Source organism: Kitasatospora sp. NPDC052896 (assembly GCF_044547075.1).
GTDB lineage: Bacteria > Actinomycetota > Actinomycetes > Streptomycetales > Streptomycetaceae > Kitasatospora.
Map to the genome: position 1 here is coordinate 213,946 of NZ_JBITZU010000010.1, position 20,425 is coordinate 234,370.

Sequence of the window (20,425 nt, forward strand, 5' to 3'; positions counted from 1 at the left end):
CGCCGCCCCGCCGCCAGCGCCCCAGCGTTGGTGCTGGGGCGGAGGGAGGTGGTCCGGGCCGCTCTCCGAGGGTGGGGACGATCACCGCCGTGAACGGGACGGTGGCCGCGAGGCGTTCATCCGAGGACCGCCGGTTGGACGCACCGTCACAGTCGCACTGGATGATCGGGATGCCATCCGCCGGAGCGTTCGCGGCAGGTTCATCGAGGGGTACGGCTGCGACAACGATGCGGGGTTGTCCGGAAGCAGCAGGACGACTGCCTGCACAACCCGAGCGCCGTGGCCGCACCCGGCGCCTGCTTCGGCAACCAGTACCTCATCACGGCCAACAGCCAGAACGTGATCACCCCGATCACCCAGGCCTACCACCCGTAGACCACCCACACGTCCGTGAAGGGCGGGCGGAGACCGGCACAACGCCGGTCTCCGCCCGTGCCACTCGGCCGCGACTAGTACGGATGCTGGTTCGGCTTGTCCGTCCACGCCTGGTAGGCGGGCAGGCCGAGCTCGGGGTAGAGCTGCTCGATGTGGATCCGCCGCTGGTCGTAGGGCTTCTGGAAGTCCTCGTACTGGAAGGCGTCGTCGAACCCGATCTTCCGGGTGTCCTCCAGGTCGCGGCAGAAGTAGACGCGGTCGATCCGTGCCCAGTAGATGGCGCTCATGCACATGGGGCACGGGGCGCCGCTGATGTAGATGGAGCACCCCTTGAGCATCCGGGCGCGTTCCGGCACCGGGTCGCTGGATCCTTCCGGCCGGGGGATGTACTCGAGGGTCGACTCGTCCTGGTGGTCTTCGGGAATGGAGGGCGACTCCGGATTGAGGATCTGGATGGCCTTGTGGATGGTCTCCACCTCGGCGTGCGCGGTGGGGTCGCCGGTGAGCAGGACCCGGTTCTGGCCGCGCGCGATGATCTGCCCGTCCCGGGTGAGGACGGCGCCGAAGGGGCCGCCCCAGCCGTTCTCGGCGGATTCGATGGCCAGCCGGACGGCTTCCTCCAGGAAAGCCTTGTGGTTGTCCATGACACGACCTCCAAACGGCCCGCCATGTGGGCGAGTGTCATGCTTCAGCCCATTGATCCCCTTTGTCAGCGTAGCCCGGTTGACTGCTTCCGCAAGCCGCGGGGCGACAGCTGAAGCCGGTACCTGGTGCCCTCGCAGCCGTCTCCGGCCCACAGGCCGAGGACGTCGCGGGTCCCGTCGACCGCTACCGGGCACGGCCTGTCGCTGCCCGCCTCGCTTCCCGGGTCCACCAGGTTTCGGACGGCTCCGCCTTGCACGTTCGGCCATCGCCTGTTGCCTCGCCCGCCGAGGGGGAGACGAAGGCGGTGGCGCCGAAGCCGGGCACCACCACCGTCGTCGTCCCCGCGTCCGCGGTCCGGTGCGGCACCGGTCCGCAGGACAGCCGATCGGGCTCCGGGTCAGCCGGTGTGGGTGAACTCGTCGACCGGAACGGCGGGAGACAGGTAGCCGTTCACCCGCACTCTGACGTCGACGGTCTTGGGCTGCTTGGGATCCGGCAGCGGCACCGTCGCCTTGATCTGGGTCGGCGAGACGACCGTGGCAGTCGCGGTGCGGTCACCGAAGTACACGGTGGGCGAACCGGCGAAGCCCACGCCGTTGATGGTGACGCTGGTTCCGAGCTTCCCGCTGTCCGGGACGATGCCGGTGACCACCACGGGTTCCGGGCCGCCGTAGGCGAACTGCCCGAACGGCACGGCCGGGGAGGTGCCCAGGTTGTTGGTGACCCGGACATCGACGACACCGACCCCGCCGTCGGGCGCGATCGCGGTGATCTGGGTGTCACTGACGACGTTGGGCGGCACGGACGGGACGGTACCGAAGTCGACCGTGCTCTGCCAGTCGAAGCCGCTGCCGGTGATGGTGATCTGCGTGCCCGGGACACCGACGCGGGGGCTGATCTTGTCCACCACCGGCGCGGGGGCCGGCGCGGGGGAATTCAGCAGCTTCAGGTAGGTGGGGTTGGCATGCTGGAAGGCGACCTGGGCCAGGAAGTCCTGGGTCGAGCTCCTGAGCACCTTGGGGTCGTAGGTCTTGTAGTCCGAGTTCAGCGGCGAGAGGGTGGTGGCCGGCTGGACGTACTCGTTGGGCCCGCTGAGGCCCTTGATCCCCGGGATGAGGATGTCCTTGACGGCCGGGGGCGCGACCGGACCGGGGGCGGGGTACCACTGCTTGGCGGCGTCGAGACTGGCCCAGGCCAGCGGCACGATGTCGTACTTGTTGACGTAGCCCTGGTACACGGCCCACTTCACGGAGTTGAAGCGGTTGGCGAAGTCCTTCAGGCCGGCGGTGGGGGCGGCGAAGGTGCTCACCGCGAACTGCGGCGAGTCGTTCCAGGTCTGGGCCTCCAGGTACAGCGCGAGCATGGTCGCGATGCAGCCGCCCAGACTGTGACCGACCACGTAGACCGTCGCTCCCGGGGCGGGCTTGAGCAGGGAGGTGAGCGCCTGCACGAGGCCGGCGCCGGCCTCCGAGGACTCGTCGGTCATGTTGACGACCTGGGTGAACGCCGTCATGGCGCCCTTCGAGACGGAGACCGGCGACGGCCCGCCGACCGTGAACGGGACCACCGTGCCGACGTCGAGGTCCTCGAGCATGTCGATCGCGTTGCCGACCGTTCCGCGGACGACCACGGCGAACTGGCTCGAGCCGGAGGGACCCTTCGCGATGTACGCCATGTTGGCGTTGTCCGGGCTCAGCCCGAGCCAGGCCAGCTGCCATGTGCCCTGCGTGGCCAGGGTGGTGTCGGAGAGCTGCTGGACGATGCCGTCGAAGATGCGCTGCCTCTGCACCGCCAGGGTCTCCCCGGACGGGCGCGGGGTCGCCCCGGTCGCCGCGATCGCGGCCAGGGTCATGGTCACGCCGGGCGGCAGTACGCTCGGGTCTTCCGTCATGGTCACTCCTCGAGTGTTCGCTCGATCATCGAACAAGCCAGACAGGTCGTACCCAATCTATTTTCTGGCGCGAACACCTGAGGGCATGTCAGCCCTCGGGAGGTCCCGAATCAGACATTCGGGTTAAAGGCTCGCACGCATGGGCGGTGTGGGGCCTCGACAACAAGGCGGCCACAGGTGTCAGTGATCATGGCGCTCCTGGCCGAGCACCCCGCAGTCGATCCCCTCCACCCGCCGCGCAGCCAGCCCGGCCCCCGCCTGCCGACCACCCCGCCTGCCGACCACCGCGCCTGCCAGGAGCCGCGCCGCCGGATGCGCGAAGACGCCGCAACCCCCGCGGCCGCGCTCCGGCTGTCGAGGCGCTGGTTGCGGGGGGCTCGGGGGTGTCAGGGTGCGCAGAGGGCGTAGGGGGTGACGTTGGTGTAGTTGCTGCTCTGGTTGTCGGCGAGGACCTGCCAGGTGTTGCCGGCGGGTCGGTTGGTGACCTGGACGGGTGGGGCGGCGCCGCCGCTCTGCTGGTACCCGCCGCCGGTGATCACGCTGCCGGTGGGGCAGCTGGCGGCGGCCACGACCGGGACCCTGGCGGTGGTCACCCCGAAGGGGTTGGTGCCGGCGGGGACGGTGGCGACGACGGTGGCGGTGGCGGTGTCGATCACCGACACGTTGTTCGAGCCGCCGTTGGCGGTGTAGGCGCGGGTGCCGCCCGGGCTGAACGCCACCCCGTTGGGGTTGGTGCCGACGGGGATGGTGGTGGTGACGGTGTTGGTGGCGGTGTTGATCACCGACACGCTGTTCGAGGTGAAGTTGCCGACGTAGGCGGTGGTGCCGTCGGGGCTGACCGCCACCCCGATGGGGAAGATGCCGACGGGGATGGTGGTGGTGACGGTGTTGGTGGCCGTGTTGATCACCGACACGCTGTTCGAGCCGCCGTCGGCGACGTAGACGGTGGTGCCGTCGGGGCTGACCGCCAGTTCCCGGGGGCTGCTGCCGACGGGGATGGTGGCGGTGACGGTGTTGGTGGCGGTGTTGATCACCGACACGGTGCCCGAGTTGCTGTTGGCGACGTAGGCGGTGGTGCCGTCCGGGCTGAACGTCACCCCGATCGGAAAGCTGCCGACGGGGATGGTGGTGGTGACGGTGTTGGTGGCGGTGTTGATCACCGACACGCTGTTCCCGTCGAGGTTGGTGATGTAGGCGGTGGTGCCGTCGGGGCTGATCGCCACTCCGATCGGGGAACTGCCGACGGGGATGGTGGTGGTGACGGTGTTCGTGGTCGTGTCGATCACGGACGCGGTGTTGAAGGGCCCGTTGGCGGTGTAGGCGCGGGTGCCGTCCGGGGTGACCGCCACCGCTTGGGGGTCGTTGACGGGGACGGTGGTGGTGACGGTGTTGGTGGCCGCGTTGATCACCGTCACGCTGTTGCCGGCCTGGTTGGCGACGTACGCGAAGGTCCCCGACGTCGCGGCCCGGGCCGGGGTGGCCGCGGTCACCGGCAGGGCCCCAGCCCCCAGCAGAACCAGCCCCGCCATCAGGGCGCGTGCCCGCGCCGCCCACCGCGGGGCCCGGCCCAGGTCCGTATCCTGCCGGGCCGGGCCGGGCAGTCGTCGATTCCCACCACTGATCATCGCCGTACCTCTCGCTCGAAGAACCCAAAAGGGTGGCGACGCAGGCACCCGGGTCGGAACGGGCCGTGCGATGACGGCACACGCGACCGCCACGGCCGGCGCAGCCACCGCGGCCACCACCTGGGCCCACAGCCGCGTGCCCTGACGCCTCACCGGCCCGAGGTGGCTGCGCCGGCCGTGCTGACAGGCCCTCAAAGAGCACAGGCCACCGCGCGTCAGCGTAAGCGCCGCAGTATGAAATATGGCGGTTCGACACCATTTCGTCCGAGTGGCCCCGCCTGCGGGCGAGCAGGTGCGGCCGCCGGTGGTGTATCGGCATGAAGCCGCGCGGGTGGGCTCGCCGCTCAGGCGGTGAGGGTGGGGTAGTCGGTGTAGCCGCGGTGGTCGCCGCCGTAGAAGGTGGCCGGGTCAGGGGTGTTGAACGGGCCGCCGGTGGCCAGGCGGGCCGGCAGGTCGGGGTTGGCCAGGAACAGCGCTCCGTAGGCGATCATGTCGGCGGCTCCGTCCTCGATCAGGGCCAGGGCGTCGGGGCCGGTGGCCTCGGGGTGGGTGAAGGGGTTGAGGACGAACGTGCCGGGCCAGGCCCTGCGCAGCCGCGTGGTCAGGTCGCGGTCCGGGCCCTCCAGCAGGTGCAGGTAGGCCAGGTCCAGGCCGACGAGCCGTTCCAGGAGCGCCCCGTAGGTCTCGCCGGGGTTGTCCTCGGCGATGTCGTTGTACGGGTTGCCGGGCGAGATCCGCAGGCCCACCCGGTGGCCGCCGATCGCCTCGGCCACGGCGGTGGTGACCTCGACGGCGAAGCGGATCCGGCCTTCGACGTCGCCGCCCCAGGCGTCGGCGCGCTGGTTGGTGTTCGGCGCGAGGAACTGGTGGATCAGGTAGCCGTTGGCGCCGTGGATCTCCACACCGTCGAACCCGGCCTCGACGGCGCCCTTCGCCGCGTCGACGAAGTCGTCGATCGTCTGCCGGATCTCCGCCTCGCCCAGCTCCTTCGGCGTCACGAAGTCCTTCGGGCCCTCGTGGGTGAACACCTGGCCCTTGGCGGGCACCGCCGACGGACCCACCGGCACCAGGCCCTCGGGCAGCAGGCTGGGGTGGCCGATCCGGCCGGTGTGCATCAGCTGCGCGAAGATCACCCCGCCCTCCCGGTGTACGGCGTCGGTCACCGTCCGCCACGCCGCCACCTGCCCGGACGTGTGCAGACCGGGAGTGTCGGGGTAGCCCTGCCCGACCGGCGAGGGCTGGATGCCCTCGGTGACGATCAGCCCGGCGCCGGCGCGCTGCGCGTAGTACGTCGCCATCAGCTCGGTCGGCTCCGCACCGGGCCCGAACGCACGGCTGCGGGTCATCGGCGCCATCGCGATACGGCTGGCCAGGCGGCGGCCGCCCAGGACGATCGGATCGAAAGCAGTGGTCATGATCTCTTCCCTCGCAAGGAGTGACGGGTGGTGGCCTCGGCGTGTCCACCGTAACAGGTACCTGTTCGAACAAGTAAATATTGGAAAGCCATTCCCCGGCGCCATGTGATGCATGACACATGCCTTCAGCAGGGAAAATCGGACGCTGGGGGCAGAGGTGCCATGGGGGGTTGCGGCCAGGCGGTAGAGTTAGCTGCTCAGCCAGTGAAGCGAGGAAGAGATGACACAGTCCACGCCGGAGACCGGGAAGACTCCCGCGGGAACGGCACAGGAGGCGAGCGTTCCGGTGCCGGCCGCCGCCGGCGGCGGGCCCATCAGCCACGCGATCTTCCGCCTCGCCCGCCTGCACCGCATGTTCGCCGGACAACTGCTGCGCCGCATCGGCCTCCACCCGGGCCAGGAACTGGTCATGATGCACCTGTGGGAACTCGGCCCCCAGCGCCAGACCGACCTGGTGCGCCTGATGGACTCCGACGCCGCCACCATGACCCGTACCATCCAGCGCCTGGAGCAAGCCGGCTTCGTTCGCCGCCGCCCCTCCCTCACCGACAAGCGCGCATCCCTCGTCGAACCCACCGCGGCCAGCCACGCCCTGCGCCGCGAGGTCGAGCAGAGCTGGAGCCAGCTCGAGGACCTCGTGACCGCGGGCCTGACCACCGACGAACGCACCGCGGCCCTGCACACCCTGGAACGCCTGGAACAGAACCTCGTCCAGGCCGCCGCCGACCCCGTGTGTGCAACCCCGGAGCGTTAGGGCCTGTCCGGGTACGAGCCGCCGGGGCTACTGCGCTCAATCGGGCTGCGGCCCTGAGGCTCGTCGATCTTCTGTCGGCGGCGTGCGTCAGAATCGACGCCATGTCCATCACGGAACCAGGAGTTCAGGCATCGTGGGCCCGCATAGACGCCTGGCTACGCACCCATGCGCCAGCGTCCCATGCGCTCCTGGCCCCGCCTGCCGACCCGGCCGCGATCGAGTCGGCCCAGTCCGAGATGGGCTTGCGGTTCCCGCCGGATCTGTTGGAGTCGCTCCGCTGCCACAACGGGATCACGGCCTGGGCCAACATCTTTCCCGAGCAGCCCCCGCTACCCGTCGCGGAGATCGTGGCCCACTGGCGGATGTGCGTGGAGATCGCCGGCGACGACCCCGATCTCTGCGAGCCGCACGAAGAGGGAGGCGAACCCTGGTGGCATCGCCAGTGGATCCCCTGGGCACAGAGCGACGGTGACGCACAGGTCATCGACATGCGCGATGGACCCCAGCAAGGGCGACTCGGTAGCACGGCACACGACAACACGGGTTCCTTCGAGGGTGGTTGGCCGAGCCTGGCCGCCTATCTGAGCGAGGTCGCGGACGTGCTCGAGTTCGGCGGCAAGGTTGGCTTCTGGGCGCCGTACCTCACGGTTGACCGGGAGCTGTGGTGGTCGTTCGAGGGAGAATCGGAGCTCAACGGCGATCCGCTGACGCCGGCCCCAACGACCACGATCGCCCCAGGCGCCCAGGACTCACGCTCGGAGATCTGATCCTCTCGGTCTCCCGCCACATCGCTGCCCCGCCAACAACGACGCTCGGGCCCGCCGACCGAAGCGCTCAGCAAGCTCACCCGCGCCTACCGGCCCCGGACCAACGGCAAAGTCGAACGCTTCAACCGCACCCTGCCCAGGCCGCCGAGGCGGCGGAGCGCAGTCGGGTGGCGGAGCGGGCGAGGCGGCTCTGACCTTCAATCGAGCCGCGAGGATCGTCCGCCTTTCGAGTATCACGGGAACGACCCTGGGCTGGACGGGGCGCGGGTCAGCCGGTGTGAGGCCGCTGCGGATCGGCACCGGGGTCGACGCCCGTGTCGGCGGCATCGTCGGGGCGGTTCGCGGCGGCCCGCCCGGCGCGGTCGGCTATCTGCTGGAGCCCGGCCACGTGTGCGCGCAGCCGTTCCCGGCCGACGTCGGTGGCCCGCACCCAGGTGCAACGCCGCTTCCCGACATGGCCCTTGCGGATCTCGACGAGATCGGCGCCGCCGAGCGTGGTGAGCTGCTTGGACAGCGCCGAGTCGCTCAGCCCGGCATGGTCGCGGACGAAGGCGAACTCGCACCAGGTGGTCGCGGACACCAGGGAGACGATGGTCAACCTGGTCGGATCCAGGAGGAGTTGCTCCAATCCGGGGACGACGCCGGCAGCCGGTCCGGTCGCGCTCATCGGATCGCCGCACGGCGGGCCATCCGCCGCAGCACCGCGCTGAACAGCAGGCCCACGGCGATGCTGAGGACGGCGTACGGGAGCGCCGCGGTGGTGTACGGGTGCTCGCGGATCCAGGCGGGCATGTCGGAGCCGGTCAACACGCGGTACACGGCGGGGTGGGCGAAGTGCTCGACGACGACGGCGATGATGCCGATCAGCAGCACGGGCAGCCAGGCGTACCCGGGAAGGGCGCTGCGGTGCAGGGCGCCGGAGGCGGCGGCCACGCGCGGGCTGCGCCGCCCGGCGACGACCCAGGCGACGGCCAGGGCGCCGAAGCCGAGATTGGTGACCGCCTCGACGGCGGAGCCGAAGTCGTTGGCAGCGAGGGGCAGGGCAACGACAGCGCCGGCCGCCGCCCACAGCCACCAGGGCGTGCGCAGCGACTCGGCGGCGTTCAGGCGGGCCTCGCGGACACGGGTCAGCGCATCCCGGGCCTCGGCAGGGCTGGGCGTACTCATGCTCTTCTCCCCTCGGGTGATTACTTTCCTGTAGAGAAAGTAGTGCCTACTTTCCCGCCAGGCAAGTAGGTGGCGAAGGACCACGCCCCCGGCCCTGAAGGTGCTACTTCCCCCACGCGTAGTGCTCCATGGCGCGGCCTCGGTCACCGTGGCAGGTCGGTTTCAGTGGGCTGGCTCCGTTCACTTCGGGGAGCGGCGTTCGTCCATCTCGGGTCTTGCAGGGTGTCCCCAGCTTCAGCCGGGGAGGGAGTGCATTTTTGGCTCGGAGCCGTGGAGCGGCGGTGGTCTCTCCGTTGCGGGGTGGGGATCAGGTTCGGTCGTGCCTGTTGTCGGTGGGGTGTGGCATGTTGGTCACTGAACCGAGAAGGGGGGTGGGTCGGGTGATCCGGGCGTACAAGTTCCTGATCCGGCCCACTGTGGGTCAGCAGCAGGCGCTCACCGAGATGTTGCGTGATCACTGCTCGCTCTACAACGGGGCGTTGCAGGGGCGTCGCGACGCCTACCGGCACGTCTCCAGGACCAACGTCCGCTACGGCGATCAGTCGGCGCAGCTCAAGGGGATCCGGGCGTTCGACCCGGAGCGTCAGGGCCGCTGGTCGTTCTCCTCGCAGCAGGCCACGTTGCGCCGTCTGGACAAGGCGTTCGTGGCGTTCTTCCGCCGGGTCAAGTCCGGTGAGAAGCCTGGCTATCCGCGGTTTCGGGGTGTGAACTGGTTCGACACGGTGGACTTCCCCAAGGATGGTGACGGCTGCCGTTGGGACTCCACTCCGCACGACCCGGTGACCCGCGTGCGCTTCCAGGGCGTCGGCCAGAACACGTACGCACTCTGGGGTCCGCCACCCGGACGCCCGGACGTCGCGCTGTGCGTGGGCGAGTTCGGCCCAGACCAGCTGCACCGGGCGTGGGCCGGGGTCACCGAAGTCGCCCCGATCCGGATGAACGGGGTGCACGACGAGGAGACGAACCACCACGCCGCGATCTACGTCTGCCGCCAGCCGTACGGCACCTGGGCTCAACTCTGGCCCGCCCTCGTCCACTTCGACTGAAGTCGCTCCACAGGCTGCCCGAGTCGGTGAGATCAAGGTCCGATCGGCCGGGCGTGTGGGACTTCGCCGACAACGACGAGACTGACCCTGTACTTCGCCAACGGACCGGATCATCCGGGGCGACGAGTGAATCGGACCAGATCATTTGAGACGTGGACCAGGGCGACCGGGACGTGACACCGGCTCCGGTCGCCTTCGTGGTGGCCGGGACTGTCCTGTGCCACGAGAGCGTTTGGCAAACGGTTCTGCCCGCTCGTCCGGTCTCATCCAGCCGAGGCGTCTACTCGCCGAACTCGGTCGCCTGGCCTTCTGTCCTGCTGAACCTGGTCGGTGGGGTGAACGTCAGGTCGGTGCTGGTCAAGTCGCAGCTGGCCGCCCATAGACGCGCCGCGGTCGTGGTGTCGGCCAGATTGTTCCAGATGGGTTCGATCCTGGGCGTACCGCGCAGTCCGAACGCTCGGGGGCTCCACATCTGGCCGCCGCGGACGCTCGGGTCGAGCACGGCCCGGACAGCGGGCCATGCGGCAGCGTCCTTGCCCTGGACGAAAAGGCCGAGCGGTAGGTGGCGCAGCCGCTCGCCCGTGGTCCGGACATGGACTGGCGGGCGCGAAGGGGTGAGGGAGTCGAGCGCGCCGCCGGGATGGACGACCACGCTCAGCGTCGTGCTGCCGGCGGCACGCAGGCGGCGGTCGAGTTCGAGGGCGAAGAGCATCTGGGCCAACTTGGACCGCGCGTAGGCGCGTTTGGGCTGGTAGTCGTTCGTGCTCTGGAGATCGTCGAGGTCCAGGCGTTCGGACTTGGCGGCGAAGCTGCCGGTGGTGACGATCCGGCTCCCCGGGGTTGCCATGAGCAGGGGGGCCAGGCAGTGGGTCAGCGCGAAGTGCCCCAGGTGGTTGGTTGCGAACATCAGCTCGTGGCCGTCCTTGGTTTCGCGGCGCGGTGGATTGTCGAGTGCCACGCCGGCGTTGTAGACGACCGCGTCGAGGCGGTCCAGCCCGAGCGCGTCCACGGATGCCTCGAGTGAAGCGAGATCGGCCAGGTCCAGGGGAAGGTGCTCCACCTTGGCATCGGGAACGCACGAGCTGATGGAAGCGATCGCGGCTTCGGCCTTCGCTCTGTCGCGGCTGCCGAGAACGACCGTGGCCCCGGTGCCGGCGAGCTGCTCGGCGACGAAGTACCCGATGCCCGCGTTGCCGCCGGTGACCAGGAAGCTCTTTCCCTCGGCGTGAGGCAGTCGGTGAACGTCCCACTGTGGGGCCTGGGGTACGGAGGGCATGGCGGGCTCCCGGAGTTCGGTGTGATCTGGAGGCGGGCGGGGCCGCACCTTCACAGTCGGGCACGCCCGGATCCCACGGTCCCCGGAGCCACTCACATCCCACCGACAGGCCGCTGTTCCCACTGACAGCCGACCGACATTGCGCGGGCCCAGCGCGGCAACGGCCGCAGTTTCCCTCACCAATCAAGATCAAGTGGCAGAAATCCACTGTCGTCAAGGTCATTTGGCAAACGGTCAGGATCTCATGGCGGAGGTCAGGGGCCGGGTGCTGCGGGGGCCGGCGACCTGTGGGCCGCCACGAGTGCGGCCATTATGAGACTCATGTGCGACGAAATATGTGCGTATTGAGAGGCGTTCTGTGCTACCTTTTTAGGTGGGAGGTATGTGATGTCTGAGATCTTCGCGGCGGTGGACGCGTTGCTGGCCAAGGCCCGGGATGGTGGGGACCTGCCGGAACCGGCCGAGCGGGAGCGGCTGCGCAAGGCCGCCGGCCTGACCCAGGTCGAGGTCGCTGCGGCCCTGGACACCCGGCGGGAGACGTTCGCCAAGTGGGAGTCCGGCGCTGCCCAGCCGAGGGCCCCCAAGCGTGGTGCCTACGCCCACCTGCTCGCGGGTCTGGCCGACATCCACGGCACCCGAGGCCCGGACGGCTGGCTCACTCTTGCCCGTCGGGCCCGCCCCCTCGACATCAGCACTGATGCCACGGAAGGGGAGTGACTCCCTGATGGACCGCAAGACGTACACCGCGGAGCTCGCCTCGCTGCGTGAGCTGCGCTCGGCGATCACCGCCGCCGAGAAGACGGTCGCGGCCGCGCAGAGGGAACTGGACAAGCTCACCGCCCAGCGCTCGCGCAAGGTGGCCGGGCTCGCGGGGTACGAGGGCGCGCAGGCCGCCCCGATCGCGAAGGCCTCGGGCCTGTCGGTCGGCGACGTCGTGCGGATCGCCCCGCTGCTGGACCCGACCCCGGCCGCCGTCCGCGCCGGCACGACGGAGAGGCAGGCCACCGTGCCCGCCCCGGTGTCGGCTCCCGTGGCCGAGCCCGCACCGCAGCCGGAACCCCCGGTCGCCCCGGCGCTGACCCGCCCCGCTGTCGTGGCCGAGCGGCCGGCCCCGGTCCCCCCGGCACCGCAGGAGCCCCCGGTGGTCGTCGAGGACCAGGCCGCCGTCGTCGAGCAGCCCGCCGCCGCTTCCGCTTCTTCGGTCGCCGCGCCGCAGCGTCCGGCGGTCGAGGCCGGGCCGCGCGAGTTGCCCACCCTCCTCGAGGGCCCGGCCGGTGCCCGGTTCGAGACGGTCACCACGGGCCTGGTGTCCAAGCGGCCGAACTTCGTCCAGCAGGCCCGCAGCACGGTGTTCCTGGACGCGGCGGCCGGTGTCCTGGCGGTGCGCGACCAGGTGGTCCGGGTCGACCTCGGCGCGCGGACCCCGGGGGAGATCCTGGACACGGTCCTGGCGACCGCGCCGGGCACGGAGCGGGTCTACATCACCGCCGGTGCCCCGTGGCACGACGGCGCCGAACGGTACTCCACGCTGAAGGACGCCGTGGCGGCCTGGCTGAACACCCCGTCCGAGCGGTGGACCACCGCTGTCGGCTCGGGCCGGGACCGGCTGGCCGGGCACTTCGTCCACCAGCGCCAGCCCGTCGGTCGCTACGCCCCGGCCGCGGCCCCGGACAGTGGCACCACCGAGATCCGCTCGGTGGGGGAGTGGTTCGACCCGGACGGCGCCGACGTCGTCACCTGCCGCGAGGCGTTCAAGCTGCTGTGGCAGGCGCTGCGCCGCCATTGGGACGACGGGGTCTTGCTGGGCTCGCCGTCGCAGACCGGGCGGGACCTGTGGTCGCGCACCATCCCAACGAAGGGTAAGTGGGCGGGCGGCTATCCGGTCCTGTCGGAGGAGCTGCGCGGTCTGCTGCACGCGACTGGCGGGCAGGGCCGCACCGAGCTGATCCTGCCGCCGCGGGTGCCGGAGCAGTTGCCCGCTCTGGTGGAGTACGACCGCACGTTCGCGTACGCCAAGCACCTGTGGAAGTCCCCGGTCGGCACCCCGACCCGGATCACCGCCGCCCGCTTCGCCGCCATGTCGGAGGCAGCGCAGGTGAAGGCGCTGATGTCCTGCTCGCACTGGAACATCCGGGTCTCCGTCCCGCAGGGCTGGAACCACGTCGGGCTGCTCCCGGCGCCGGTGACCGGTGACCGCGCGTGGGTCTACCCGTCGGAGCCCGGCGCCACGTTCACCACCTGGGCTGGGGGAGCGGAGGTGCACCTCGCGTTGTCGAACCACATCGCGCCGTGGCGGATCGAGATCCTGGGCGGTCTGGTGTGGGAGGACGGCAAGCCGCTCGACGAGTGGGGCAAGCGGCTGAAAGCCGCGTGGGCGGACCTGACCAACCTCTCGAAGCTGCACGCCGACGAGCGGCAGCGCACCGCGGCCTACCTCGCGAGCCGCGCGGTCCGCTCGGTGCTGCTGTTCGGCCTGGGCGGGTTCGCGCAGCGTCCGCGTCTGGTCTCCGGCACCACGCCGGTGGGGGAGGAGCTGCCGGGCGGGGTGGAGATCCTCGGCCAGGACAGCGAGGTGGTGACCTGGCAGCGGCAGGCCGGGTTCTCCCGCGACCCCTACGCGCACCCGGAGTGGGCGGCCTACGTGTGGTCCGGCGCCCGGGCGGCGCTGCTGGACATGAAGTACCGCGAGGGCAAGGAGGTCGTCGCGGTGGCCGGCGCCCTGCACGCCAGGCCGGGCACGGTCGTGTACTTCGGCACGGACGGCATCGCGCTGACGGAGCGCCAGCCGTGGCCGTACCGGGGCGAGCCCGGCGACTACCTCCTCAAGGGCCACCTGACCGGGCCGGTGGCGCACCCGACCAGCCAGGAGGAGTACCTGAAGCTGCGCGCCCAGGGCCGCGCCGAACTCGCCGCCGGAGGTGACCAGCAGTGAGCCCCGCCGACCCGGACAACCCGAACGAGGCCGCCAGGTTGACCCAGGAGCTGATCGACCAGGGCTACACCAAGCGCCAGGTCGCCAAGATGCTCGGCCGCGACGCCTCGCTCGTGAGCCAGTTCTTCACCAAGGGCAAGGGCGCCGCGTTCGTCCAGGCGCTTCGCCAGGTCCTGCGCGCGGTGCGCGGCGGCGAGCGTGACACCGAGGCGCTCGGCGCCGTCGCCCAGGAGAGTGTCACCCGCCGCAGGACCAGGACGGGACAGAAGGCGCGGGTGCGGGGCAAGGACGTGATCGGCGTCCCCGGCGGGTCGATGGCCGGCCGTGCGGGGAAGCAGGCCATCAAGACCGGAGCCGCCCACCTCGCCCCGGTCGTCCACGAGACCGGGGCCGCCGGCGGGCACCTGGCCTTCACCGTCCGCATGAAGGTCAACCAGTTCACGATGGCGGCCGGCTCGAAGACGGACTCGCCGGGCATCCGCCGCGGCGTGATCCCGCGCGCCGACGGGACCGAGGAACGCACCTACGGCTCCAGTTCGACCGGCGGGTTCGACGCGGCCGAGTGGTCCCAGCGGGTCGCCGATCACCACGGTGACGTCACCGAGGCCATGAAGGCCTGGCTGGTGGAGACCGGCCGCGCCGTCGAGGACGCCGACATCCAGTACCTCGAAGTCCGTGGCTGGACGCCGCCGCAGCAGTAGCAGGGGCGGGCGGCCGGCCCGGCCGGACACCGAGACCGATGAACCAAACGAGCAGGAACACCGATGAAGCAAGAAGACCATTCCGACCGCCGGCGGCCGTGGCTGCCGAAGACCGAACAGTCGCGCCTGATCCTGCAGGAGGCGGCCACAGCCAGCGGCATCACCCTGGACCCGTACCAGCCCCCGACACCCGATCAGGCGGAGGCACTGCGGGAAGCGGTCTTCGACCTGTTGTTTCGGACCGGACTGGACGGGGAGCGCCCCAACCCACGCGGCTACCTCATGGAAGGCCTCATAGACGGCCTTCAGCGCTACACCGAAGACGACTAGGGCTCGAACCACACCAGGAGGGGGCGCTCTCCCCACGACCATGACCTACCTCCGGGGAGCCCGCCCGCCACGACTCCATCTACCACCACACTGCCGCACCACGCCCGCCCGTCCGAGCGACAGAAGGGGAAGCCCGCCCGTGGAGATCACGACCATCGCCGAGCAGGACGTGCCGGCTGGGCTGCGCCCGCAGGCCGCCCCGCCGCTCCCGCAGCAGCCGCTCGGCTCCGTTGTGCCGGTGCCGCTGCACTGGTTCCAGAAGGAGGCCGTGGCGGCCGCGATGCGCGCGGTGAAGGACGGCGGCCGGGCGACGATCGTGGCCGCGACCGGCTCCGGCAAGACGGTCATCGCCGCCAACTGCGCCCGCCGTCTGGCCCTGCGGGGGCGGGTTTTGGTGTTGGTGCCGACGATCGAGTTGCTGGAGCAGACCGCCGCCTCGTGGTCGACGAAGGGCGGCCGGCGGGGACTTGCGGTGGCGGCGTGCTCGCGGGAGGAGGCGCTGGAGAGCGCGGAGGCCGGCGGGCGGATCGAGGCGCAGGTGACCACCGTGGCGGCCCGGATCGCCGACCTGGTCGGCGGCACGAAGGCGGGTGAGCCGGTCACCGTCTATGCCACCTACGCATCACTCGAGCGGATCGTCCAGGCCCACCAACTCCACGGCCTGCCGGCCTGGGACCTGGTGGTGGTCGACGAGGCGCACCGTACCGCCGGATCGGACGGCAAGCCGTGGGCGGCCGTCCACGACGATGACCAGGTCCCCGCTGTGCGGCGCCTGTACTTCACCGCGACGCCGCGGATCGTCGACGAGGCCCGCATCCCGCGTGAGGTGGTGGACGTCGCTGAGGGGACCGTGCTGTGTTCGATGGACGACGAGCGGATCTACGGCCCCACCGTCCACCGCTGGTCGCTGGGGCAGGGGATCGAGCACGGCTACCTCGCCGACTACCGCGTCCTGGTGCCGGTGGTGACCGACGAGGACCTGCGCGAGCTGCTCAACCTGCCCGCGATCGCCGACCTCAAGTCGCAGCGCTCCAACGAGGATCTGCTGCGCCTGGCGCTGCAGATCGCTGTGCTGCGCGCCGTCGCCGACCTGGGCCTGCGCCGAGTCATCAGCTTCCATTCCCGGATCGCGGCGGCGCGCGCGTTCGCCGGTGACCTGCTCGAGGCATCCGAGCTGCTGCCGGATGCGGACCGGCCGGAGCGGCTGTGGGCCCGGGCCGTCGCGGGTACCGACCGGCTCAAGGACCGCCGCCAGGCCTTCGCCGACTTCGCCGCGCACACCGGCGAGGACGGTGAGGAGTGCGGCATCCTCGCCAACTCCCGCCTGCTGTCGGAGGGCATCGACATCGCGGCCGTGGACGCGATCGTCTTCGCCGACCCCAAATCCTCGGTCATCGACATCGTCCAGGCCATCGGCCGGGCGCTGCGCCAGTCCTACCGGCAGGGAAAGGTCTCCTGGGTCGTCATCCCGGTGTACCTGCCCAGCCCGCTGGTCGGCGACGACACCGCCAGTGCCGACCCGGCCGAGGTCCGGGAGGCCGGCGCGGCGGTGAAGGCCGAGGCCGACGCCGAGATCGAAGCGTCCAGCTTCCGTACGATCTGGCGGGTCCTGCGGGCCCTTGCCGCCCACGACGCCCGGGTGGTCGGCCGGATCACCGAGCTGCGCACCAGCCGGCACCAGCCCGAGCACCACACCGCGAGCCAGGCGCGGGCCGGGAGTGTGGAAGGCGCCGGGGCCGGCCAGGCCGAGAGCGGCACCGCTGCGGAGTCGCCGATCGAGTGGCTGCGGATCAACGCCAAGCACCATGCCCGGCAGATCCTGCAGACCGTCAAGCTGCGCGCCTTCAACCCCAGGGCCACCGAGTGGCAGCGCATGCACGCCGTCGCCACCGCGTTCCACATCGAGCACGGCCACGTCGACCCCACCGACAAGACGAAGCACGCCGAGTTGATCTCCTGGCTCACCCGCCAGCGCCACCTGGGCGGTCAGGGCCTGCTCGATGCCGCCCGCGTCTCGGAGTTGGACGCGCTCGGCATGATCTGGTCGAAGAACGCCAACGCCTGGGAACGCGGCCACGCCTACGCGAAGGCCTTCCACCACCAGCACGGCCACCTGGCGATCCCCGCCACCGCCAAGTTGGACGACTACGCGGTCGGGGCGTGGATGCGCCGCCAGCGCAAGGCCGAGAACCTCACCACCGACCAGGCCGCCAAGCTCGACGCGCTGGACGAGCTGTGGCGCCTGGAGCCGGACTGGAACCGCTCCTACCGGCGCCTGCTCGCCTACCTCGCCGCCGGCGGCACCCTCACCGGTCCCGCCAACCGCACCGGCGGCCAGGCGGACCCCACGTTCCGCCCCGGGGCGTGGCTGCGCAAGCAGGACAAGGCCCGCACGGACGGCAAGCTGATCGACCAGCAGACCGCCCTCCTGGACGCCCTGCCCGCCGAGCCGACCAGCAGCTGACTTGCGCTCACCGTCCAGGACGCGTGAGCCGGGACAGCCCCCGAGCCGGTGGGCACCGCGCGAGGGGCACCCCCGTCTGGACGTTCCGGGCACGCCGAGCTCCCCGCTGGGCCCCCTCTTTCGGATCCTGTCGGATCGGCGCGTGGTGTTGGGCGCCCGGCAGGATCAGAAGGAGCCACTCGTGTGACTAGCCGTCAGAAATGGTCGAGCCAACGGAGCTTGGCCTCGAGATGGAGTGCGGCGGGGTGCCATTGAGACCTGGACCTGGCCCGACTCGACGTCGTGACGCACCGTGTCCAGGGCCTGGCGGTCCAGTTGGGCGATGACGGTGGGGTGGGCGGCGCGCGGACCGGGGATGAGTCCGTACGCCGCCCGCTCCGCCGGGCAGGCGACGGGCTCAACGAGCGCGCCGCCGGTGCGGGCACGGGCCGGCGGCGGGGTCAGGACCTGCCGCGGCCGGTGACGGAGTCGCGGACGCGGTCCACCAGGACGTCGTCCCCCACTCAGGCGGGTGGCGGTGGCCGAACTGGCCACCGCCACCCGCCTCTTGTGACGCCACCGGAGCGTGAGGCGGTTACGCGTTCATCAGCTCCCACTGCTGGCGGTCACTGGAGTTGCACGTCCAGGTGTAGGCGTTGTGGTCGGGGTTGCTGCCCATGCACCTGGTGTTGCCGCCGGCGGACACCGACCACGTGACCGTGGCTCCCGGCGCGGGAGAGTAGTTGGGGGCCCATCTGGTTCCCGCGCCACCGCATCCGATCGCCGTCAGTTTCTGGCCCCTGCTGTAGGGGGACCCGGACAGGCAGGTGCCGTAGTCGAGGCTCCGGAGCTGGTAGAGGCCGCCCCCCACTGGCTCGACGCGCCATCTCTGGTCCGTGTACGTCCTGCCGCACGTGGACGTCTTCACCACGTTGCCGTCGTAGTACAGGCACCAGCCGCTGGCCTTGTTCGTGAGCCTGACGACGTTGTTCTGGGGGGTGGACGTGGTCGCCGCGCTTGCCGCTGGGCTGGCGAGCGCCATGCCGAGGAGGGTCGCGGTGGCGAGTGCCGAGGTTCGTGCTGCAGTACGCATCGAGGTTCTCCTTAACGGTGCGGTGAAACCCGTTGGCGTTCCCGACTGCATCGTGTTGCTCGGGCAGGCGTCTCCTGGCAGGGTCAGGAGAACGGTCTGCTCGCAGTACCACGGTCGCCGCGTCATCCCACTGGCGCACGCGGGCTGCGGCAATCGGGTGACCGGGGCGCGGTTGCCGGCCTGCTCGTGATAATGCCGGCCGACTCCACGGGGCCACGGATCCCGTCGCCGTCGGGAGGAGATCCAGGGCCGTCGGCGGGCACCTGGCCTTCACCGTCCGGGTGAAGGCCGACCAGTGCACGATGGCGGCCGGGTCGAAGGCCGGCTGACTGGACGTCCGACGCGGCGTGATTCCGCGCGCCGACGGGACCGAGGAGCGTTCCCAAGGCTCCTCGCGGCGTACTCGGTCAGGGCCGCGCCGAGGAGGGCGAAGCACGGCGGCACGCCAGGGTCCGTCATGGGCCGGATCGAAGCCGACGGCCGGGTTTCGTGGGGATCGCAAACCTCCGCACGTGACACTGTGACGCGGATCACGTCTGATGCAGAACCTGTGCGCGTCATCTGCCGTCTGGCTGGTGTGAGATCACGCAGGAGGGCAGTGGACGAGCTGGACGAGGAACGCCTCCTCCGGCTGGTGGCCAGAGGTGACCGCGGGGCGTTCGACGAGTTGTACCGGCGCACGTCGCCGTGGCTGGCGGTGCGGTTGCGCCGCCGCTGCACGGACGAGCAGATCGTCGCCGAGGTCATGCAGGAGACCTATCTGGCGGTTTGGCGCGCGGCCGGTGCGTTCGCCGGGAGCGCGGTCGGCGGGACGGCCGTCGGGTGGCTGTGGACGATCGCGGCGCGCCGCCTCGTCGACGCGTTCCGGCGCCGTGCCCACCACGCCGAACCGCCACTCGCCGCCGCCGAGCGGGCGGTGGTGCCCGCGGCGGAGGAGGAGGCACTGGCCGGGACCGTCGGCGGCGACGTCGGCGACGCCCTGCGGCGACTGGCGCCGGAACTCCGAGAGGTACTGCAGGCCACGGTGCTCGACGGGTTCTCCGTCCGGGAGACGGCCGTCCTGCTCAGACTGCCCGAAGGCACGGTCAAGACCCGCGCCCGCCGGGCCCGGATCGCGATGCGGGAGGCACTGACTTGAGCGCGGAACACGCGTCGATGCGGTTGATCGACGACTACGCACGCGGTGACACGACAATGGCCGCGGACACGCTGTGGGCGCTGGAGGCCCATCTGGAGACGTGCGCGACGTGCCGCGGCCGCCTGTCGGCCGCCGTGGCCACCGAGGCGCCCGGCATCGCCACGCTCCTCGACACCGTCCGAGCCGGGTTGGAACCGCAGCTGGACGCGGCCGTCCGGGCCCCCTCACGGCGATACCGTCCGAGGTGGGTGTCGGCCTGGCTGACGCCGGTCATGGCCCCGTGGCTCGCCATGACCGTCGCCGTCACCCTGCTGGCGCTGCTGCTGGACACGACCGGGGCGCCGGTCTTCGGGGGCGCCTCGCCCATGGTGCTGGTCGCGCCCGTGCTACCGCTGTGCGTCGTGGCCGCATCGTGGTCGCGCGCTCTGGACCCGGCGCACGAACTGACGGCCTCCACCGCCCGCGCCGGTCTGCCCCTGCTCCTTCGACGCACCACCGCCGTCCTGGCGGTGGTCGTGCCGGTGCTCCTGGTGGCGGGATGGCTGACCGGAGCCATGACGGCCGCGCAGTGGCTGCTGCCCTCGCTGGCCTTCACCTCCACCGCCCTGGCGTTGGGCAGCGTGGTCGGCGTGACCCGCGCCGCCGCCGCGCTGGTGGCCACCTGGGGCGTCGTCATCGCGGCACCCGCCTGGACCACCGGCCGCGTCCCGCTCGCCCTGCAGCCTGACCAACTGCCCCTCTGGGGGCTGCTCCTCGCGCTCGGCATCGGCTCCGTGATCGCCCGCAGAGACGCGTACTCAGCACTGTGAAACCAACGTTGACCCCCG

At 70.9% G+C, this 20,425-nt stretch carries 17 protein-coding genes and 1 pseudogene; 10 read left to right on the top strand and 8 right to left on the bottom strand.

What is annotated here, in order from left to right:
• Positions 1-449: 449 nt before the first annotated feature.
• The 4 genes from ACIGXM_RS22265 to ACIGXM_RS22280 form a co-directional block, all read right to left on the bottom strand.
• Positions 450-1,019: a nucleoside deaminase gene (locus ACIGXM_RS22265; protein ID WP_396563463.1), complete on the bottom strand. Its 570-nt coding sequence runs from the start codon at positions 1,017-1,019 to the stop codon at positions 450-452.
• Positions 1,020-1,417: 398 nt separating this feature from the next.
• On the bottom strand, positions 1,418-2,911 hold the full coding sequence (locus ACIGXM_RS22270; RefSeq protein ID WP_396563465.1) for an alpha/beta fold hydrolase: 1,494 nt from the start codon (positions 2,909-2,911) through the stop codon (positions 1,418-1,420).
• 386 nt (positions 2,912-3,297) lie between these two features.
• Positions 3,298-4,440 (bottom strand): beta-propeller fold lactonase family protein, encoded by a 1,143-nt coding sequence (locus tag ACIGXM_RS22275; RefSeq protein WP_396563467.1) that lies wholly within the window; start codon positions 4,438-4,440, stop codon positions 3,298-3,300.
• 440 nt (positions 4,441-4,880) lie between these two features.
• On the bottom strand, positions 4,881-5,951 hold the full coding sequence (locus ACIGXM_RS22280; RefSeq protein WP_396563469.1) for an alkene reductase: 1,071 nt from the start codon (positions 5,949-5,951) through the stop codon (positions 4,881-4,883).
• A 220-nt stretch (positions 5,952-6,171) separates the two neighbouring features.
• On the opposite strand from ACIGXM_RS22280, the gene ACIGXM_RS22285 reads away from it, so the two are divergent.
• A complete protein-coding gene (locus ACIGXM_RS22285; protein ID WP_396563471.1) occupies positions 6,172-6,705 on the top strand; it encodes a MarR family winged helix-turn-helix transcriptional regulator in 534 nt (177 codons plus the stop codon).
• Between the two features lie 101 nt (positions 6,706-6,806).
• Complete coding sequence (locus ACIGXM_RS22290; protein WP_396563473.1) at positions 6,807-7,472, top strand: SMI1/KNR4 family protein; 666 nt, start codon at positions 6,807-6,809, stop codon at positions 7,470-7,472.
• 268 nt (positions 7,473-7,740) lie between these two features.
• Here ACIGXM_RS22290 and ACIGXM_RS22295 read toward each other — a convergent pair whose 3' ends face one another.
• On the bottom strand, positions 7,741-8,139 hold the full coding sequence (locus tag ACIGXM_RS22295; protein ID WP_396563475.1) for a transcriptional regulator: 399 nt from the start codon (positions 8,137-8,139) through the stop codon (positions 7,741-7,743).
• Positions 8,136-8,639 (bottom strand): hypothetical protein, encoded by a 504-nt coding sequence (locus ACIGXM_RS22300; protein ID WP_396563477.1) that lies wholly within the window; start codon positions 8,637-8,639, stop codon positions 8,136-8,138. The genes ACIGXM_RS22295 and ACIGXM_RS22300 overlap by 4 nt, the downstream gene beginning before the upstream one ends.
• 380 nt (positions 8,640-9,019) lie before the next feature.
• Between ACIGXM_RS22300 and ACIGXM_RS22305 the strand changes: the two are divergent.
• Positions 9,020-9,448, top strand: a pseudogene (locus tag ACIGXM_RS22305) (helix-turn-helix domain-containing protein); the annotation flags it as partial.
• A gap of 517 nt (positions 9,449-9,965) precedes the next feature.
• Here ACIGXM_RS22305 and ACIGXM_RS22310 read toward each other — a convergent pair.
• Positions 9,966-10,961, bottom strand: a complete 996-nt coding sequence (locus ACIGXM_RS22310) for an SDR family NAD(P)-dependent oxidoreductase (RefSeq protein WP_396563479.1) — start codon at positions 10,959-10,961, stop codon at positions 9,966-9,968.
• Between the two features lie 387 nt (positions 10,962-11,348).
• On the opposite strand from ACIGXM_RS22310, the gene ACIGXM_RS22315 reads away from it, so the two are divergent.
• The 5 genes from ACIGXM_RS22315 (at position 11,349) to ACIGXM_RS22335 (ending at position 17,388) form a co-directional block, all read left to right on the top strand.
• Positions 11,349-11,678, top strand: coding sequence for a helix-turn-helix domain-containing protein (locus tag ACIGXM_RS22315; RefSeq protein ID WP_396563481.1), 330 nt, complete (start codon positions 11,349-11,351; stop codon positions 11,676-11,678).
• Positions 11,679-11,685: 7 nt separating this feature from the next.
• Entirely contained in the window at positions 11,686-13,893 is a 2,208-nt protein-coding gene (locus ACIGXM_RS22320) for a hypothetical protein (RefSeq protein ID WP_396563483.1), read from the top strand.
• A complete protein-coding gene (locus ACIGXM_RS22325; RefSeq protein ID WP_396563485.1) occupies positions 13,890-14,594 on the top strand; it encodes a helix-turn-helix domain containing protein in 705 nt (234 codons plus the stop codon). The genes ACIGXM_RS22320 and ACIGXM_RS22325 overlap by 4 nt, the downstream gene beginning before the upstream one ends.
• Before the next feature lie 63 nt (positions 14,595-14,657).
• Positions 14,658-14,924 (top strand): hypothetical protein, encoded by a 267-nt coding sequence (locus ACIGXM_RS22330; protein ID WP_396563487.1) that lies wholly within the window; start codon positions 14,658-14,660, stop codon positions 14,922-14,924.
• 139 nt (positions 14,925-15,063) lie between these two features.
• The gene (locus ACIGXM_RS22335; RefSeq protein WP_396563489.1) at positions 15,064-17,388 is read left to right on the top strand and encodes a Helicase associated domain protein; all 2,325 of its coding nucleotides are present in this window, start codon (positions 15,064-15,066) and stop codon (positions 17,386-17,388) included.
• Positions 17,389-17,962: 574 nt separating this feature from the next.
• Here the strand turns inward: ACIGXM_RS22335 and ACIGXM_RS22340 are convergent.
• Positions 17,963-18,460, bottom strand: coding sequence for an RICIN domain-containing protein (locus ACIGXM_RS22340; protein WP_396563491.1), 498 nt, complete (start codon positions 18,458-18,460; stop codon positions 17,963-17,965).
• A gap of 634 nt (positions 18,461-19,094) precedes the next feature.
• Here ACIGXM_RS22340 and ACIGXM_RS22345 point away from each other — a divergent pair.
• Both ACIGXM_RS22345 and ACIGXM_RS22350 read left to right on the top strand, forming a co-directional pair.
• A complete protein-coding gene (locus ACIGXM_RS22345) occupies positions 19,095-19,598 on the top strand; it encodes an RNA polymerase sigma factor (protein ID WP_396563568.1) in 504 nt (167 codons plus the stop codon).
• Positions 19,595-20,407 carry a zf-HC2 domain-containing protein gene (locus ACIGXM_RS22350; protein ID WP_396563493.1) on the top strand — a complete coding sequence of 271 codons (813 nt, stop codon included), beginning with the start codon at positions 19,595-19,597 and terminating at the stop codon, positions 20,405-20,407. The genes ACIGXM_RS22345 and ACIGXM_RS22350 overlap by 4 nt, the downstream gene beginning before the upstream one ends.
• The last annotated feature ends 18 nt before the right edge of the window (positions 20,408-20,425 follow it).

Bases quoted from the DNA above. Each gene is read 5' to 3' on its own strand.
- ACIGXM_RS22285 (WP_396563471.1), top strand. From the start codon at position 6,172: ATGACACAGTCCACGCCGGAGACCGGGAAGACTCCCGCGGGAACGGCA.
- ACIGXM_RS22270 (WP_396563465.1), bottom strand. From the start codon at position 2,911: ATGACGGAAGACCCGAGCGTACTGCCGCCCGGCGTGACCATGACCCTG.
- ACIGXM_RS22330 (WP_396563487.1), top strand. From the start codon at position 14,658: ATGAAGCAAGAAGACCATTCCGACCGCCGGCGGCCGTGGCTGCCGAAG.
- ACIGXM_RS22320 (WP_396563483.1), top strand. From the start codon at position 11,686: ATGGACCGCAAGACGTACACCGCGGAGCTCGCCTCGCTGCGTGAGCTG.
- ACIGXM_RS22295 (WP_396563475.1), bottom strand. From the start codon at position 8,139: ATGAGCGCGACCGGACCGGCTGCCGGCGTCGTCCCCGGATTGGAGCAA.
- ACIGXM_RS22280 (WP_396563469.1), bottom strand. From the start codon at position 5,951: ATGACCACTGCTTTCGATCCGATCGTCCTGGGCGGCCGCCGCCTGGCC.
- ACIGXM_RS22290 (WP_396563473.1), top strand. From the start codon at position 6,807: ATGTCCATCACGGAACCAGGAGTTCAGGCATCGTGGGCCCGCATAGAC.
- ACIGXM_RS22265 (WP_396563463.1), bottom strand. From the start codon at position 1,019: ATGGACAACCACAAGGCTTTCCTGGAGGAAGCCGTCCGGCTGGCCATC.
- ACIGXM_RS22310 (WP_396563479.1), bottom strand. From the start codon at position 10,961: ATGCCCTCCGTACCCCAGGCCCCACAGTGGGACGTTCACCGACTGCCT.
- ACIGXM_RS22275 (WP_396563467.1), bottom strand. From the start codon at position 4,440: ATGGCGGGGCTGGTTCTGCTGGGGGCTGGGGCCCTGCCGGTGACCGCG.
- ACIGXM_RS22315 (WP_396563481.1), top strand. From the start codon at position 11,349: ATGTCTGAGATCTTCGCGGCGGTGGACGCGTTGCTGGCCAAGGCCCGG.
- ACIGXM_RS22340 (WP_396563491.1), bottom strand. From the start codon at position 18,460: ATGCGTACTGCAGCACGAACCTCGGCACTCGCCACCGCGACCCTCCTC.
- ACIGXM_RS22300 (WP_396563477.1), bottom strand. From the start codon at position 8,639: ATGAGTACGCCCAGCCCTGCCGAGGCCCGGGATGCGCTGACCCGTGTC.